The sequence below is a fragment of the Actinoplanes missouriensis 431 genome (assembly GCF_000284295.1).
Taxonomy (GTDB): domain Bacteria; phylum Actinomycetota; class Actinomycetes; order Mycobacteriales; family Micromonosporaceae; genus Actinoplanes; species Actinoplanes missouriensis.
Genome location: NC_017093.1, coordinates 6,689,266 through 6,704,465 on the forward strand (window position 1 = coordinate 6,689,266; position 15,200 = coordinate 6,704,465).

Here is a 15,200-nt window from a genome sequence, read left to right on the forward strand (position 1 = left end):
AGTCTACCGGCGGCGACCCGGTCGCAGCGAATCGGGCTTACCGCGCGATGTGTTCCAGTGCGAGGCGATATCCGTCGAATCCGAGACCGGCGATCACACCGGTCGCCACGGCGGAAATCACCGAATGGTGACGGAACTCCTCGCGGGTGTGGACGTTGGAGATGTGCACCTCGACGAGCTTGCCGCGAAGCATCGCGCAGGCGTCGCGTACCGCGTAGTTGTAGTGCGTCCAGGCGCCCGGGTTGAGCACCACGTCGGCGCCCTCGTCGGCCGCCCGGTAGAGCCATTCGAGCATCTCATGCTCGGCGTTCGTCTGCTTCACGTCGACGGTCAGACCCAGATCGTCGGCCACCGTCTGGCACATCTCGACCAGGTCGGCGTAGGTCGAGGAGCCGTAGATCCCGGGCTCGCGCAGTCCCAGCCGTCCCAGGTTCGGGCCGTTCAGCACATAGATCATCGGGCCACCGCCGCGTAGGCGCGCTCCAGCAGCTCCTCGTCCGGCCCGGCCAGGATGCCGGGTTGCGCCAGGCCGTCCAGGACCACGAACCGCAGGGTCGCCGCCCGCGCCTTCTTGTCGACGCGCATCGCGGGCAGGAGCTCGGTCCAGGCCCCTTGCGGGTACGTCGTGGGCAGCCCCAGCGATTCCAGCACCGCCCGGTGCCGCGCCGCTGTGGCGTCGTCCAGCCGGCCGGTGAGCCGGCCCAGCTCGGCCGCGAACACCAGGCCCACCGCGATCGCGTCCCCGTGCTTCCAGGTGTACTTCTCCCGGCGCTCGATCGCGTGCCCCAGCGTGTGCCCGTAGTTGAGGATCTCCCGCAGCCCGGACTCCTTGAGGTCGACGCTCACCACCTGCGCCTTCACCCGGATCTTGCGCTCGACCAGCTCCCGCAGCACGGCACTGCGCGGGTCGAGCGCCGCCGCCGGGTCCGCCTCGATCAGCTCGAGGATCCGCGGATCGGCGATGAAGCCGCCCTTGACCACCTCGGCCATCCCGGCGGCGATGTCCTCGGCGGGCAGCGTGTCGAGCGCGTCCAGGTCGCAGAGCACGCCGGCGGGCGGGTGGAACGCGCCGACCAGGTTCTTGCCGGCCGCGATGTTCACCGCGGTCTTGCCACCGACGGCGGCGTCGACCATCCCGGCCACCGAGGTGGCGACCGGCACCCAGCGGACCCCGCGCAGCCAGGCCGCCGCGACGTACCCGGCCAGGTCCGTCGTGGCTCCGCCGCCCACACCCACCACCACATCGGTACGGGTGAAGCCGGCCGCCCCGAGTTCGTCCCAGCAGCGGGCCGCCACCTCGATCGACTTCCCGCGCTCGGCGTCCGGCACCTCGATCGGCACCACCGTGGCCGCGCCGGCCGCCTTGGCGACCGCCTCGGCCCGGTCCCGCAGCGTCGGCGGGTGCAGCACCGCGACCCGCGTCGCACCCTCGATCAGCCCGGGCAGCTCACCTTCGAGCCCACGCCCGACGATCACGTCATACGGACGGTCACCCGTCACCGGAATCCGCGTCACCACGGCCGTCACCCTATCCGCGCCGGACCCCCGCGCTGTGCCCCCATCGCGGTCATTCCACTCCTCGGATGGGGTTATATACAGATAACCCTAGAGGGGTTACAACTGAGTCATGCCGAAAATCAACGTCTATCTCCCCGACGAACTCGCCGACGCCGTCCGCGAGACCGGCCTGCCCGTCTCGCCGATCTGCCAGCGCGCTCTGGAGCAGGCGGTCCGCCGGATCACCACGATCCGTCAGGCCGTGCTCACCGACCTCGACCCGGATCGGCTCTCCGAGCGCCTGCCCAGCTTCACCGGCCGCCTCGTGATCGTCCTCACGCTCGCCGCGCGCCGCGCTCAGGAGGCCGGCGCCACGTCCGTGACCAGCGGCGACCTGCTGCACGGCATGCTCGCCGAGAACCACAACCTGGGCCTGCACGTGCTCACCGCGATGGACGTCGCCCCGGACTCACTGACCGCCCCCGCGACCCCGGAGCCGGCCACCAGCGGCGGCGGCCTGCGGTTCAGCGGCCCCGCCGCCGTCGCGCTGGAGCTGGCCGTCGGTGAGGCGATCGGTTTCGGGCACAACTACGTCGGCTGCGAGCACCTGCTCGTCGGGCTGGCGGCCGAGCCGGACGGCGCCGCCGGTGAGCTGCTGCGCTCCCGCGCCGTCGACGGCAAGGCGGCCCGGCGCGCGGTCGCGGCGGCCGTCGCCGGGTACGCGCACCTGCGCTCCACCACGACGGCCGAGCCGTCCGCCGCACCGGCCACCTCCGCGTTGCTCACCGCGGTCCGCGCCGAGCTGGCCCCGCTCGTCGAGCGCATCGAGCGCCTGGAGGAGCGCCTGAACTGACCCCGGCAACCGAGAAACACCAGGTCCTCCCCCGTTCGCTGACCAGATCGCCCGGCGTCGTGCCGAACCTCCGCTTGCCACGCTCCGCTAGCCTCGCGGGCCGAATACGGGGGGATCTTGAAAGTGGGAATGTCACGACGTGCCGCGATGCGCGCGGCTCTGTTCGCCGCGGGAGGCGTGGCCTGCGGCGCAGCGGGTGTGAGCGAGGCGACGCGACTGTTCGGCTGGGACCGGCCGCCGCTCGGCGGGGGGTACGCCGCCGCGGCGGACTCGCCGGAGCGGCTGCGCCACGCCGACGTCCGGGTCCGGTACTACGTGGAGACCGACGAGCCGGTGGTGGCCTTCACCTTCGACGACGGGCCCGGCCCGAACTGGACGCCGATGGTGCTCGACGCCCTGGACGCCGCGGCGGCGCCGGCCACGTTCTTCATGGTGGGCCAGCAGCTGGAGAAGCACGCCGCCCTGGTCCGGGACCGGATGTCCCGGCACGAGATCGGCAACCACTCCTGGTCGCACGACGACCTCGCCACCCTGGACCGTCCACGGGTGGAGGACGAGCTGGGCCGTACCCATGAGATGGTCCGGAAGGTCTTCGGCCGGGAACCCACGGTGATGCGGCCGCCCTACGGGCACCTCGGCGGGTCGACCCTGCTGGCCGCCAACCAGTTCGGGTACGACGTGGTGCTCTGGTCGCACCTGATGCGGGAGCGGCAGTTCGAGGACGACCCGGACGGGCAGGTCCGCGACATCGTGAACAGCGTCCGGCCCGGATCGATCATCCTGGCCCACGACGTCGGCAAGGAGCGCCGCCTGGTCGCGCTGCGCGGACTCGGCGCGATGATCGCCGGGCTGCGGGCGCGCGGGCTCCGGCTCGGCACGGTCTCCGAACTGGCCGCCCTCGGCCGCACCCCGGCCCAGGCCGGGATCTGATCAGCTGAGCCGTGCTCTGATCAGCCGAACCCGGAACTGATCAGAGCAGGGCGGCGATCTCGGCGGCGAGGTCGGCCGGCTCACGGCCGTCGGTGGCGATCACGTGGGTCGCCACCTCCAGGTAGAGCGGCCGGCGCTGCTCCATGAGGTGACGCAGGGTCGCCCGCGGGTTGATCGCGAGCAGCGGGCGGCCCGCGCCGAGCCCGACCCGCTTGATGGCGTCGCCCAGCTCGACGGTCAGGAAGACCACGGTCTGCTCGGTGAGACGCTGACGCGTACCGTCGTCGAGGATGGCGCCGCCACCCAGCGCGAGCACGCCCGGAAAGGTCTCCACGCACTCGGCCACGACCGCGCGCTCCTGCTCGCGGAAGGCCGCCTCGCCGTCGTCGACGAAGATCTCCGGGATGGGCTTCCCGGCCCGCTCCTCGATGATCGTGTCGGTGTCCGCGAACGGCACGCCCAGCCGCTCGGCGAGCGCGGCGCCGACCGTGGTCTTGCCGGCACCCATCACGCCGACCAGGACCACCGCCGGAGCCATCAGCGGATCACCAGGTTCTCGAGGTACGACGCGAGGTTGCGCCGGATCTCGGCCACCGAGTCGCCGCCGAACTTCTCGGTCGCGGCCTCGGCCAGGACCAGCGCGACCATCGCCTCGGCGACCACCGCGCCGGCCGGCACCGCACAGACGTCGGACCGCTGGTTGATCGCGGTGGCCGGCTCGCCGGTGGTGATGTCGATGGTCTGCAGCGCCCGGTTCAGCGAGGAGATCGGCTTGAGCGCGGCGCGGACCCGCAGCGGCTCCCCGTTCGTGATGCCGCCCTCCAGGCCGCCGGCCCGGTCGGTCACCCGCCGCACGCCGCCCTCGGTCGGGATGATCTCGTCGTGCGCCACCGAGCCGCGCGAGCGCGCCTGGGTGAAGCCGTCGCCGATCTCCACGCCCTTGACCGACTGGATCGACATGAGCGCGGTGGCGAGGCGGGCGTCCAGCTTGCGGTCCCACTGCACGTGCGAGCCGAGACCCGGCGGGACGTTGTAGGCCAGCACCTCGACGATGCCGCCGAGCGTGTCGGCGTCCTTCTTCGCGGCGTCGACCTCGGCCACCATCCGCGCGCTCGCCTCCGGGTCGAGGCAGCGCAGCGGGTCCTCGTCGATCCGGTCGAAGTCGTCCGGCGTCGGGACCAGGCCGGGTTTCGCGGCGACCGAGCCCAGCTCGATCACGTGCGACACGATGTCGATGCCGAGCGTCTGCTTGATCAGTTTCTTGGCGACCACGCCGACGGCGACGCGGGCCGCGGTCTCCCGGGCGCTGGCGCGCTCCAGGATCGGGCGGGCGTCGGTGTGCCCGTACTTCTGCATGCCGGCCAGGTCGGCGTGACCGGGACGCGGTCGGGTCAGCGGCTCGTTGCGCGCCTGGGAGGCCAGCAGCTCCGGGTTGACCGGGTCGGCGGCCATCACCGTCTCCCACTTGGGCCACTCGCTGTTGCCCACCCGCAGCGCCACCGGGCTGCCCAGCGTGATCCCGTGCCGGACCCCGCCGATGATCTCCAGCTCGTCCTGCTCGAACTTCATCCGGGCGCCGCGCCCATAACCCAGGCGGCGGCGCACGAGGTCGCGCATGATGTCCGCGCTCGTCACCTCCACCCCGGCGGGAACACCCTCCAGCAGCGCGACGAGCGCCGGTCCGTGCGATTCACCTGCGGTAAGCCAGCGCAACACGGAACTGAGTCTGGCACAGCGTCCCGGCATCCCATCAAGCGGCCGCACCCGTCCCGCTCTCCGGGAGGTTTCGATCACAACGGCCGGGCGCGCGCCGGCCGGCGAAGTATGTTCGCCGCCGTGACAGCCGAGACCACCCGGGCCCCGAACCGCGTCCTGCTCGTCGTGATCCTCGGACTGATCACCGCGATCGGGCCGCTGTCGCTGGACATGTACCTGCCCGCGCTGCCGGACATCGCCCGGGACCTGGACGTCTCGGCGTCGCAGGTCCAGCTGTCGCTGACCTCGTGCCTGATCGGCATGGCGCTGGGCCAGCTGGTGTTCGGCCCGTTGAGCGACAGGTGGGGGCGGCGTCGTCCGGTGGTGATCGGGTTGGCCGCGTACGCGATGCTCTCGTTCCTGATCGCCCTCGCGCCCACCGCGCCGGTCCTGACCGGCCTGCGTCTCCTGCAGGGTCTCGCGGGAGGCGTCGGCGTGGTGGTCGCCCGTGCGGTGGTCCGCGACGTGGCCGCCGGCCGGGACGCCGCGAAGCTCTTCTCCAGCCTCACCCTGATCTTCGGCATCGCGCCGATCGCCGCACCGAGCCTGGGCAGCGCGGTGCTGAGCTTCTCGTCGTGGCACGGGGTGTTCGTGGCGCTCGGCGTCGTCGCGGTGCTGCTCACCGTGCTGGCCGCGGCCGCGCTGCCGGAGACTCTGCCGCCGTCCCGGCGCGCGACCGGCGGCCTCGGCGAGGTGGCGCGGACCGCGCGCTCGCTCTTCACCGACCGGATCTTCCTGGGGTACGCCCTGGCACAGTCCTTCACGTTCGCGGCGCTGTTCGCCTACATCAGCGGATCGAGTTTCGTCCTGCAGGACGGGTACGGCCTCTCGCCCACCGTTTACAGCCTGCTCTTCGGCGCGAACGCGGTCGGTCTGATCCTCGCCAGCCAGGCCAACAACTGGCTGCTCAACCGCCGCTCGCTGACCCAGCTGATGGTCGCCGGGCTGGGCCTGCAGGTGGTGGCCGGCGTGCTGGCGCTGCTCGGCGCCGGCAGTGGCCTGCTGCCGGTTCTCGCGGCCGGCCTGTTCCTGCTGGTCACGGCGATCGGGGTGATCCAGCCGAATTCGACCGCGCTGGCGCTGGACCGGTACCCGGCGCACGCCGGCGCGGCGGCGGCGCTGCTCGGCGGGGTGCAGTCGGTGGTGGCGTCGGTGGCCGCGCCCCTGGCCGGGTTGGGGGATCCCGGCCGGGGCGTGCCGATGAGCGTGGTGATCTTCGGGTTCGCGGTGGCGGCGCTGCTGTCGGCGGCGGTGCTCACCCGGACGCCGAAATCACTCTGACGCCGGAATCACCCTGCCGCGGGTTTCCACGATCGGCGGCTCACCCGCGGGTCGCGGCCGCCTTCTCCAGTGCCGCCCGCATCGCGTCCTCCGGGGCCGGAGTGACCCCGGTGAACTGCTCGAACTGGCTCAGCGCCTGCGCCAGCAGCAGGTCCAGCCCGGAGTGCACGCTCACTCCCGCCGCGGCCGCCGACGCCGCCAGCGGCGTGGGCCACGGGTCGTAGAGCGCGTCGAAGTACACCCCACCGGCGCGCCAGGCCACCCGCCCGGCGAGTTCGTCGGCAGCGCCTTTCGGCACCGTGGCGATCACCGCGTCGGCGTCGAACGCGCCGGGCGCGTCCGCCCAGGAGACCGCCTCGATCCGCAGGCCGAGCGCGACCGCGACCGGGTTCAGCTCCTCGCGGGCCTCCGGACGACGGGTCACCACGGTGATCTCCTCGGCGCCCAGCTCGGAGGCGGCGGCGAGGGCCGCCCGCGCGGTGCCGCCACCACCCAGAACGGTGATCCGCGGCGGCGCCTCCTTACGCGCGTGCCGGCCCCGGCTCACGCCCAGACCGGCCTCGCGCAGCACCCGGACCATGCCGGCGACGTCGGTGTTGTCGCCGTGCCACGAGCCGTCCGGCTGACGGACCAGCGTGTTCGCCACGCCCGCCGCGATCGCGACCGGGGTGGCGACGTCGGCGATCCGCAGCGCGGCCTCCTTGAGCGGCATGGTCAGCGACAGACCGGCCCATTCCGGGCCGAGACCGGCCACCAGGTCGGGCAGCTCCGACTCGGCGCACTCGATCGCCTCGTAGGTCCACCCGGTCAGCCCGGCCGCGGCGAACCCGGCATTGTGGATCACCGGGGAGAGCGAGTGGGCGATCGGCTTGCCGCACACGGCAGCCTTGCGCGTCTCTTCTTGGCTCTGCACCCGGGTCACTTTACGCAAGCGGCGCCTCTCACTTACCGCAGAGGTTGATCCCTGCCGCGCACGCCTTCTGCACGTTCTTGTCGTGTTCGGCGCTGGTCACCGCGAACGCCGATTTACCGCTCTTGTCGACCGCCACGAAGAACAGCCACGGTCCGTCGGCCGGCTTCATCGCGCCGGTCAGAGCAGCCTTGCCCGGGCTGTTGATCGGACCGAGCGGGAGGCCCTTGACGGTCTCCGTGTTGTACGGGTTCTTCGGGTCCTCCATCTCCTTCGCCAGGAGCTCGCCGGAGTGCTTGGGGTCCTTGCCCTGCAGTTCCAGCCAGTAGTTCGTGGTGACGTCGAACTGCAGCGTCATGTCTTCCTTGTAGGCCCGGTTGTAGGCGACCCGGGAGACCTTGGGCAGGTCGTCGGCGATGCCCGCCTCGGCCTGCGACAGCGACGCCACGATGAGCGCCTCGTACGGCGAGACCTTGAGGCTCTTCTGCACGTCGTCGGCGAACCCGAGCTCACCGGTGACGGTCAGGAAGTGGTCGACCATGGTGCTCAGCACCTGACCGGCGTCGGCTTTCGGGTCGAACTCGTAGGTGTCCGGGAAGAGGAAGCCCTCCGCGCCCTTGGCGACCTGCTTGCCGTCGTTGCGCTTGAACCACCAGTCCGGCACGCCCAGCGCCTCGGGGTCCTTCGCGGCCGCCTCGAAGTCCTTCACCGGCAGCCCGGTCGCCTTGGCGAGCAGCTCGAACGTCTGTTTCGCGGTCTTGCCCTCGGGGATGGTGACACCCTTGCTGACCCGGGCGGCCGGGTCCAGCAGCAGCGCGACCGCGTCCTTGGCCGACATCTGCTTGCGCAGGTTGTACGTCCCGGACTGGATGTTCTTGCTGCGCGGCTCGGCCTCGGCCGCGTTGGTGAACGCCTTGGTGCTCTTCACCACGTCCGCCTTGACCAGCTCGTTGCCGATCTCGGTGAGCGACGCGTTCTTCTGGACCTGCACCTCGACCGGCGCCGACCCGGCGCCGCTGTAGTCGGCGGCCACGAAGAGGCCGCGCACCTTGGTGTAGCCGAAGTACACCCCGCCGCCGAGACCGGCCAGGAGCACGAACGTCACCAGCAGAGCGACCGCCGACCGGCCGCCGCCCTTGCGGGCACGATGCCGCCGCGGCTTGCTCCGATCGGCGTCCTCTTCGAACGCCACATCAAGTTCGTCGATCACGTCGTTCGCCTCCGCTGCCCGTCCCAGCCGGCTCGGCCGGGCCCCGCGAACCGGTCACCGGCCACGGCCAGTGACCGCCGTCGAGACCAGGCACTGAGGCGCACCATACCCACATCGATGGCCCATCGCCCACCCCGGCGACTGTCCGCCGATCCGGTGATTGCTGTGCGCGATGATTTCGGAACCGAACACGACTGCCTAACGCGGCCGGCGCGCTCACGAAACGCCGCGACCACCGGGCGGCACGCTCCGGTGGTCGCGGTGAGTGCTCATGATCAGCAGATCGGGATGCCGTTCTTGCAGGCTTCCTGAATGTTCTTCTCGTGATCGGCGAAGGTCTTGCCGTACGCCATGGCACCCTTCTCGTTCACCGTCACGAAGAAGTAGTAATCACTCTTCTTCGGGTTCATCGCGCCCCGCAGCGCCACGTCGCCCGGGTTGCTGATCGGACCGACAGCCATGCCCTTGACGTCGTAGTTGTACGGGTTCTTCGGGTCGTGCAGCTCCGAGGCGAGCAGCTTCTCCGAGGACTTCGCCTCCTTGCCGGTCAGCCGCAGCCAGTAGTTGACCGTGCTGTCCAGCTGCAGGCACTCACAGGGGAAGTTCCCGGTGTACGCCCGGTTGTAGAGCACCCGCGCGACCGGCCCCATGTCCTCGTCCAGCAGCGCCTCGACCTGGGCGATCGACGCGGCGACGAGGGCCTCGTACGGCGAGATGTTGAGCTTCGCGGTAACCGTGTCCGGGAAGTTCAGCTCGGTCATCTCGGCGTTGAAGTTCCCGACGATCTTCTTGAGCACGTCGGTCGCCGTGGCGTCCTTCGCGATCTCGTAGGTCGCCGGGTACAGGAAGCCCTCGATGTTCTTCTTGTCGACCTTCTTGCCGTCGGTCCGCTTGAACCACAGCGACGGCACACCGAGCGCCTCCGGGTCCTTGCCGGCCTTCTTGAAGTCGTCGACCGAGATGCCCGTCGCCTTCGCGAGCCGGTCGTAGACCTGCAGGTAGGTGAGGCCCTCCGGGAGCGTCACCCGGTGCACGTTGAGGTTTTTCAGGTCGAGCAACCAGGTCAGCGCGTCGCTGGCCTTCATCTCCTTCTTCAGGAGATACGATCCGACCTGAATGTTCTTGCTGTCGGGATTGTCCTTCGCGGCGTTGACGAACGCCGCGGCGCTCTTCACCACGCCCTCCTTGTAGAGGGCATCGGCGATCGCCGAGGCGGAGTCACCGGACTTGACCTCGACGACGGCCTCACCGGCGCCGGGCCCCTCGAAATCGGCCGCGGTGAAGTAACCCTTCACCTTGTCGTATCCGAACCACGCGCCACCGCCGAGAGCACCGAAAAGCAGCAACACCAGGACGAAGGCGACCACGTTACGGCCGCCACCCTCCTTGCGCCGATGCCGCCATCGCCCCCGGTCGGCGGTTCCTTCGAACGCGAGATCCAACTGCTCTTCGATCAATTAGCTCTGCCTCCGCCGCGCGTCCAGCCAGCTCTGCAGGATCTCGACAGCGGCCGCCTGGTCCACGACCGCCCGCTGACGCCGGCCTTTCACGCCTCGCTCCGACAGCCTACGACTGGCGACGACGGTTGACATGCGCTCGTCGGTAAGCACGATCGGCACCGGCGCGATGATCGCGCCGAGCCGCTCCGCGTACGCGCGGATGTGGCCGGCCGCCACACCCTCACGCCCGTTCAGAGCGACCGGGAGCCCGACGACGACCTCGATCGCCTCGAACTCCTCGATCAGACCCTTGAGCTCCGTCATGTCCGCCGGAATCCCGTCCGCGCCAGTCACCTGGTCCCGCGGAACGGTCTTCACCGGACTGGCCAGGATGCCGTCGGGGTCGCACCTCGCGACCCCGACGCGCACCTGGCCCACGTCCACGCCCAGGCGTACGCCTCGAGCGAAGCGCTGCGTCACGCCATCACCCTGCACAGCAGCAACACGCGCCTCCAAGTTCGATCAAGCTACGACGCGAAGAGTAGCCATCGATCGCTCGGAGCCCGCAGTCAGCTCGCTTCGATGATCGCCTTCTCGATCGCGCCCAAGAGCTTAGCGGCTTCGCTCGCGGGCACGCCGCCACCCTGAGCAAGGTCGGCGTTGCCCCCGCCACGACCCGACAGAGCGGCCTTGACCAGGTCCGATGCGGAAAGCCCGCGACCCTTCGCGGCACTGTTGATGGCTACGATCAGTGACGCCTTGCCCCCGGAGCGCGCTGTCACCGCGACCACCGCCGGACGCGCCGGGTCGATCTTGCCGCGGATCTCCTGCGCGAGGGTCCGCACGTCGTTGCCGGCCGCGCCCTCCGGCGCCTCGGTGCCGACGTACGCCACGCCGTCCAGGTTCTTGGCCGCCTCGGCGAGACCGCCGGCGCCCGCGAGCACCATCTGGGCCCGCATCTTCTCCAGCTCCTTCTCCGCGTCGCGCAGCGCCGCCACGGTGTGCTCGACCCGGTCGGCGACCTGGTCGTTCGGCACCCGGAACAGCTCGGCGAGACGGGAGACCAGCAGGTGCTCCTTGGCGAGGAAGCCGAACGCGTCGATACCGACGAGCGCCTCCACCCGGCGCACGCCGGAGCCGATCGACGACTCGTTGAGGATCTTCACGAGGCCCAGCTGGCCGGAGCGCGCCACGTGCGTGCCACCGCACAGCTCACGGGCGTAGTCACCGACCTCGACCACGCGCACCTCGTCGCCGTACTTCTCGCCGAAGAGCGCCATCGCGCCGAGCCGGCGCGCCTCCTCCTGGGAGGTGATGAACGCGTGCACCTCGAGGTCGCTCAGCAGCACCTCGTTGATCTGCTGCTCCACGTCGTTCAGCACGGCCGGGGAAACCGCGCCCGGGGTGTTGAAGTCGAACCGCAGACGGCCCGGCGCGTTCAGCGAACCCGCCTGGGTCGCCGACTCGCCGAGGAAGTTCCGCATCGTCTGGTGCACCAGGTGCGTCGCGGTGTGCGAGCGGGAGATGGCCCGGCGGCGGTCGATGTCGATCTCCGCGAAACCGGTCTCGCCGGCCCGCACCTCACCGCTGAGCACCCGCGCCTTGTGCACGATCAGGCCCGGGACGGGCTGCTGCACGTCGACGACCTCCAGCCGGCCGCCACCGACGTTGATCACGCCGGTGTCCGCCTGCTGGCCGCCGCCCTCGGCGTAGAACGGGGTGGTGTCGAGCACCAGCTCGACGAAGTCGCCCTCGCCGGCCACCTCGACCCGGCCCGAGCCGCCGATCAGCGCACGCACCCGCGACTCACGGCTGATCTCCTGGTAGCCGGTGAACTCGACCGCGCCGCCCTCGTCCAGCGCCGACCGGTACGCCGACAGGTCCGCGTGACCCGTCTTGCGCGCCGCCGCGTCCGCCTTCGCCCGGGCCCGCTGGTCGCTCATCAGCCGGCGGAAACCCTCCTCGTCGACCGAGAGGCCCTGCTCGCTGGCGATCTCCAGGGTCAGGTCGATCGGGAATCCGTACGTGTCGTGCAGCTGGAACGCCTTGTCGCCGGCGAGCAGCTTCCCACCGGACTTCTTGGTGTCCGTGATCGCGGTGTCCAGGATCGTGGTGCCCGCCTTCAGCGTGGAGAGGAACGCGTCCTCCTCCGCGTAGGCGTACGTCGAGATCCGGCCGAAGTCCGTCGCCAGCTCCGGGTACGACGGGGACATGCAGTCCCGCGCGATCGGCAGCAGGATCGGCAGCGCCTCCTCCTGCCAGCCGAGCAGGCGGATCGCCCGGATCGCCCGGCGCATGATCCGGCGCAGCACGTAGCCACGGCCCTCGTTGCTCGGGGTCACGCCGTCGCCGATCAGCATCAGCGCGGTCCGGACGTGGTCCGCGATCACCCGCAGGCGCACGTCGTCGGGGTGGCTCTGGTTCGCCGCGTGGCCGGAGTGCGCGCCGTACTTCTTGCCGGTCATCTCGGCGGCCTTGGCCAGGATCGGCCGCACCTCGTCGATCTCGTACAGGTTGTCGACGCCCTGCAGGATCGAGGCGATGCGCTCCAGGCCCATGCCGGTGTCGATGTTCTGCTTCGGCAGGTCACCGACGATCCGGAAGTCCTCCTTCGACTTCACGTCGGTGATCTCGTGCTGCATGAAGACCAGGTTCCAGAACTCCAGGTACCGGTCCTCGTCGACCTCCGGGCCGCCCTCCTGGCCGTACTCCGAACCGCGGTCGTAGTACAGCTCCGAGCACGGGCCCGCCGGACCCGGGATGCCCATCGACCAGAAGTTGTCCTTCCGGCCGCGGCGGACGATCCGCTCCGCCGGCATGCCGGTCTTCTTCCAGATCTCGATGGCCTCGTCGTCGTCCAGGTAGACGGTCGCCCAGATCCGCTCCGGGTCGAGGCCGAAACCGCCCTGCTCGACCGGTTTCGTGGACAGCTCCCAGGCCAGCGGGATCGCCCCGGCCTTGAAGTAGTCGCCGAACGAGAAGTTGCCGTTCATCTGGAAGAACGTGCCGTGCCGGCTGGTCTTGCCGACCTCGTCGATGTCCGGCGTGCGGATGCACTTCTGCACGCTCGCCGCGCGCGAGAACGCCGGCGTCTGCTGCCCCAGGAAGTACGGCACGAACTGCACCATGCCGGCGTTGATGAACAGCAGGTTCGGGTCGTCGATAGCGGGCAGCGGGGCACTCGGGACCACCGTGTGCCCGTTGGCCTCGAAATGCGCCAGAAAGCGCCGCTTGACTTCCGCCGTCTTCATCGATTCCCCTCCTGCGTGCCGTACCCCGCGTCGTCGCGCAGGTCGGCGAATTTATCCTCGTACAGCTCCCCCGCGGCGAACGCCTGGTGAATCTGATCCTCGCGCTCGGCCATGCCGTCGCGGACGTCATCAACGAAGCTACGCAGCGACTCGACGAGCCCGCCAGCGGATTCCGACAGTGACGTCGCGATGCCGGTCGGGGTGAACTCGTTCGCCTTCTGATTGAGCTTGCGGACCACGATGGCGCCGACCGCGAGACCGACACCGAGCCAGAGCAGGCGCCTCATCAGCGGCCTGCCTTACGGCGCTGCTTGATCGCGGCGCGGACCTCGCGGTCCTCCTCGGCGTGCCGTCGCGCGGCGGCTGCCTTGCGCACCCCGTACCCGAAGGAAGCGACCTTGACCAGCGGGTTCGCCGCCGCCGCGGAAACGACGGTGACCAGGTTCGCGACGTTCGCGGTGACGTTCTGGGCGTGCTCGGTCATCGTGTCGACCTTGGCGAGCTGAACGTTGACGCCGTCCAAAGAGACCTGAACCTGGCCGAGGGCGGTGTTCACGTTCTCCACGGTGGTGTTCACGTTCGTCAGCAGCGGACCGGTGCGGTCCACCACGTCGTTGATGGCACGGGTGGCGGCGTCCACCGTGCGGCCCAGCTTCAGGATCGGCACGGTCAGCACGAGCACGAGCATCAGGAAGGCGCCCGCCGCGATCAGACCTGCGATTTCTCCGGCGTCCATGTAGCGCGTCTCCTCTTCGGGTGGTCACGGTTCGGCGGGACAACGCAGGTGACCCTACCGTCCGTGACCACCGCCCGCGTCACGACGCCTCGGGTGTCGGCTCCAAGAGGGGATCATCGGTCGGCAGCACCGGGTCCGGCGTCTCGCCCACCAGTCCCGGGTTGGTCTCCGTCTTGCCCCGCTGATCAGTGATCGTGTTCTGCACCTTGATGCTGACCGTCGATCCGTCGCACTCCCCCGGCGCCGCGTCCTCTTCGGTCGTCCCGGGCGTCACCTGCTCCACCGCACAACCCGGCAGGCTGACGTAGAGGTCCAGAGTCAACTCGTCGCGGCGCCAGCAACTGTAGGAGCCCTCTTCGGTGTTGATCGCCGTCTCTGGGCAGTCGGCCACCTTCCACTGCTTCCAGCCCGCCGCGGTCAGCGCGCTGGTGTACGCCTCGGTGGTCTCCGGGAACGACTTCTCCGACTCGGCGATCCGCTCCCGGAACCGGCAGTCCAGGAAGCACCAGCGACTGCCGTACCCCTGATCCTGGGCCTTCTGGGTCGCCCAGGAGGGCACGTTCAGCGCATCGAGTGACGCGAACACCGGGTCGCTTGTCATCGCCCGGACACCGAACACCGCCGGCAGCACCAGCAGCACGAGCGCCGCCAGCGTCGACAGCACACCCACCCGCAGACGCCGCTGCGTGCGGATCTTGTGCCGCAGACCTTCAATTCCGGGTACGGGGGTGGCCTCGCCCCGGCCGTCGAGGCGCCCTTCCCCGGTGTTGCGGTCCTGACCTGCGGCCGGGTCCTGCCCGGCGCTCGGCGTCGTAGCCGGGACGGCGGCGCCGGCGCGGATCGGTCCGGTGCCCTCCGGGCCGGGCAGGGCACGGGCGGGGACGGCGGCGCCGGCGCGGATCGGTCCCGTGCCGTCGGGGTTCGCGCCGGGTTCCGTGGTGGCCGGGTTGACCGCGGCGCGGCCGGGGACGGCGGCGCCGGCCCGGATCGGGCCCGTGCCGTCGGGGCCTGCGCCGGCGGGTCCGGGCACGGCAGCGCCCCCTCGGACTGCGCCTGTCGTGTCGCGTGCCACAGCGGCCCGGCCGCCCGGAACCGCGGCGCCACCACGCGCGGGACCAGCGTCGGGCCCCGCCTGGACATGCCCGGGAACCGCAGCACCGCCACGAGCCGGACCCGCGTCGGGTCCCGCCGGGGCACGCCCCGGAACCGCGGCGCCACCACGAGCCGGACCAGCGTCGGGCCCCGCCTGGACATGCCCGGGAACCGCAGCGCCACCACGAGCCGGACCCGCGTCGGGCCCCGCCTGGCCGTGTCCGGGCACCGCAGCGCGGCCGGGGC

15 protein-coding genes are annotated in these 15,200 nt (G+C 70.7%); 3 read left to right on the forward strand and 12 right to left on the reverse strand.

What is annotated here, in order from left to right:
- Nucleotides 1-37 precede the first annotated feature (37 nt).
- Nucleotides 38-457, reverse strand: a complete 420-nt coding sequence (aroQ, locus tag AMIS_RS30640) for a type II 3-dehydroquinate dehydratase (RefSeq protein ID WP_014446329.1) — start codon at nucleotides 455-457, stop codon at nucleotides 38-40.
- Entirely contained in the window at nucleotides 454-1,527 is a 1,074-nt protein-coding gene (aroB, locus tag AMIS_RS30645; RefSeq protein WP_014446330.1) for a 3-dehydroquinate synthase, read from the reverse strand. Before aroB ends, aroQ begins: the two co-directional genes overlap by 4 nt.
- 100 nt (nucleotides 1,528-1,627) lie before the next feature.
- Between aroB and AMIS_RS30650 the strand changes: the two genes are divergently transcribed.
- Complete coding sequence (locus AMIS_RS30650; protein ID WP_014446331.1) at nucleotides 1,628-2,350, forward strand: Clp protease N-terminal domain-containing protein; 723 nt, start codon at nucleotides 1,628-1,630, stop codon at nucleotides 2,348-2,350.
- A gap of 147 nt (nucleotides 2,351-2,497) precedes the next feature.
- Nucleotides 2,498-3,280, forward strand: a complete 783-nt coding sequence (locus AMIS_RS30655; RefSeq protein ID WP_231859123.1) for a polysaccharide deacetylase family protein — start codon at nucleotides 2,498-2,500, stop codon at nucleotides 3,278-3,280.
- 40 nt (nucleotides 3,281-3,320) lie between these two features.
- Here the strand turns inward: AMIS_RS30655 and AMIS_RS30660 are convergent, their stop codons facing one another.
- Nucleotides 3,321-3,818 (reverse strand): shikimate kinase, encoded by a 498-nt coding sequence (locus tag AMIS_RS30660; RefSeq protein WP_014446333.1) that lies wholly within the window; start codon nucleotides 3,816-3,818, stop codon nucleotides 3,321-3,323.
- Nucleotides 3,818-4,996 (reverse strand): chorismate synthase, encoded by a 1,179-nt coding sequence (gene aroC, locus AMIS_RS30665; protein WP_014446334.1) that lies wholly within the window; start codon nucleotides 4,994-4,996, stop codon nucleotides 3,818-3,820. The genes AMIS_RS30660 and aroC overlap by 1 nt, the downstream gene beginning before the upstream one ends.
- A 120-nt stretch (nucleotides 4,997-5,116) precedes the next feature.
- On the opposite strand from aroC, the gene AMIS_RS30670 reads away from it, so the two are divergent.
- Nucleotides 5,117-6,316, forward strand: coding sequence for a multidrug effflux MFS transporter (locus AMIS_RS30670; protein WP_172666636.1), 1,200 nt, complete (start codon nucleotides 5,117-5,119; stop codon nucleotides 6,314-6,316).
- A gap of 40 nt (nucleotides 6,317-6,356) precedes the next feature.
- Here AMIS_RS30670 and AMIS_RS30675 read toward each other — a convergent pair whose 3' ends face one another.
- The 8 genes from AMIS_RS30675 to AMIS_RS44325 all read right to left on the reverse strand — a co-directional run bounded on the left by AMIS_RS30675 (nucleotide 6,357) and on the right by AMIS_RS44325 (nucleotide 14,892).
- Complete coding sequence (locus tag AMIS_RS30675; protein ID WP_014446336.1) at nucleotides 6,357-7,229, reverse strand: shikimate dehydrogenase; 873 nt, start codon at nucleotides 7,227-7,229, stop codon at nucleotides 6,357-6,359.
- 28 nt (nucleotides 7,230-7,257) lie between these two features.
- Nucleotides 7,258-8,436 carry an endolytic transglycosylase MltG gene (gene mltG, locus AMIS_RS30680; RefSeq protein ID WP_014446337.1) on the reverse strand — a complete coding sequence of 393 codons (1,179 nt, stop codon included), beginning with the start codon at nucleotides 8,434-8,436 and terminating at the stop codon, nucleotides 7,258-7,260.
- A gap of 275 nt (nucleotides 8,437-8,711) precedes the next feature.
- On the reverse strand, nucleotides 8,712-9,893 hold the full coding sequence (gene mltG, locus AMIS_RS30685) for an endolytic transglycosylase MltG (protein WP_014446338.1): 1,182 nt from the start codon (nucleotides 9,891-9,893) through the stop codon (nucleotides 8,712-8,714).
- Entirely contained in the window at nucleotides 9,894-10,355 is a 462-nt protein-coding gene (ruvX, locus tag AMIS_RS30690) for a Holliday junction resolvase RuvX (protein ID WP_014446339.1), read from the reverse strand.
- An 89-nt stretch (nucleotides 10,356-10,444) separates the two neighbouring features.
- Nucleotides 10,445-13,126: an alanine--tRNA ligase gene (gene alaS / locus AMIS_RS30695; RefSeq protein ID WP_014446340.1), complete on the reverse strand. Its 2,682-nt coding sequence runs from the start codon at nucleotides 13,124-13,126 to the stop codon at nucleotides 10,445-10,447.
- Nucleotides 13,123-13,413 (reverse strand): hypothetical protein, encoded by a 291-nt coding sequence (locus AMIS_RS30700; protein ID WP_014446341.1) that lies wholly within the window; start codon nucleotides 13,411-13,413, stop codon nucleotides 13,123-13,125. The genes alaS and AMIS_RS30700 overlap by 4 nt, the downstream gene beginning before the upstream one ends.
- Nucleotides 13,413-13,862, reverse strand: coding sequence for a DUF948 domain-containing protein (locus tag AMIS_RS30705; protein ID WP_014446342.1), 450 nt, complete (start codon nucleotides 13,860-13,862; stop codon nucleotides 13,413-13,415). The genes AMIS_RS30700 and AMIS_RS30705 overlap by 1 nt, the downstream gene beginning before the upstream one ends.
- 79 nt (nucleotides 13,863-13,941) lie before the next feature.
- Nucleotides 13,942-14,892 carry a hypothetical protein gene (locus AMIS_RS44325; RefSeq protein WP_051042209.1) on the reverse strand — a complete coding sequence of 317 codons (951 nt, stop codon included), beginning with the start codon at nucleotides 14,890-14,892 and terminating at the stop codon, nucleotides 13,942-13,944.
- Nucleotides 14,893-15,200: the final 308 nt, after the last annotated feature.

Coding starts and splice junctions, on each gene's coding strand:
- aroQ (WP_014446329.1), bottom strand. CDS start 457: ATGATCTATGTGCTGAACGGCCCGAACCTGGGACGGCTGGGACTGCGC.
- AMIS_RS30650 (WP_014446331.1), top strand. CDS start 1,628: ATGCCGAAAATCAACGTCTATCTCCCCGACGAACTCGCCGACGCCGTC.
- AMIS_RS30655 (WP_231859123.1), top strand. CDS start 2,498: ATGCGCGCGGCTCTGTTCGCCGCGGGAGGCGTGGCCTGCGGCGCAGCG.
- AMIS_RS30660 (WP_014446333.1), bottom strand. CDS start 3,818: ATGGCTCCGGCGGTGGTCCTGGTCGGCGTGATGGGTGCCGGCAAGACC.
- alaS (WP_014446340.1), bottom strand. CDS start 13,126: ATGAAGACGGCGGAAGTCAAGCGGCGCTTTCTGGCGCATTTCGAGGCC.
- AMIS_RS30700 (WP_014446341.1), bottom strand. CDS start 13,413: ATGAGGCGCCTGCTCTGGCTCGGTGTCGGTCTCGCGGTCGGCGCCATC.
- AMIS_RS30705 (WP_014446342.1), bottom strand. CDS start 13,862: ATGGACGCCGGAGAAATCGCAGGTCTGATCGCGGCGGGCGCCTTCCTG.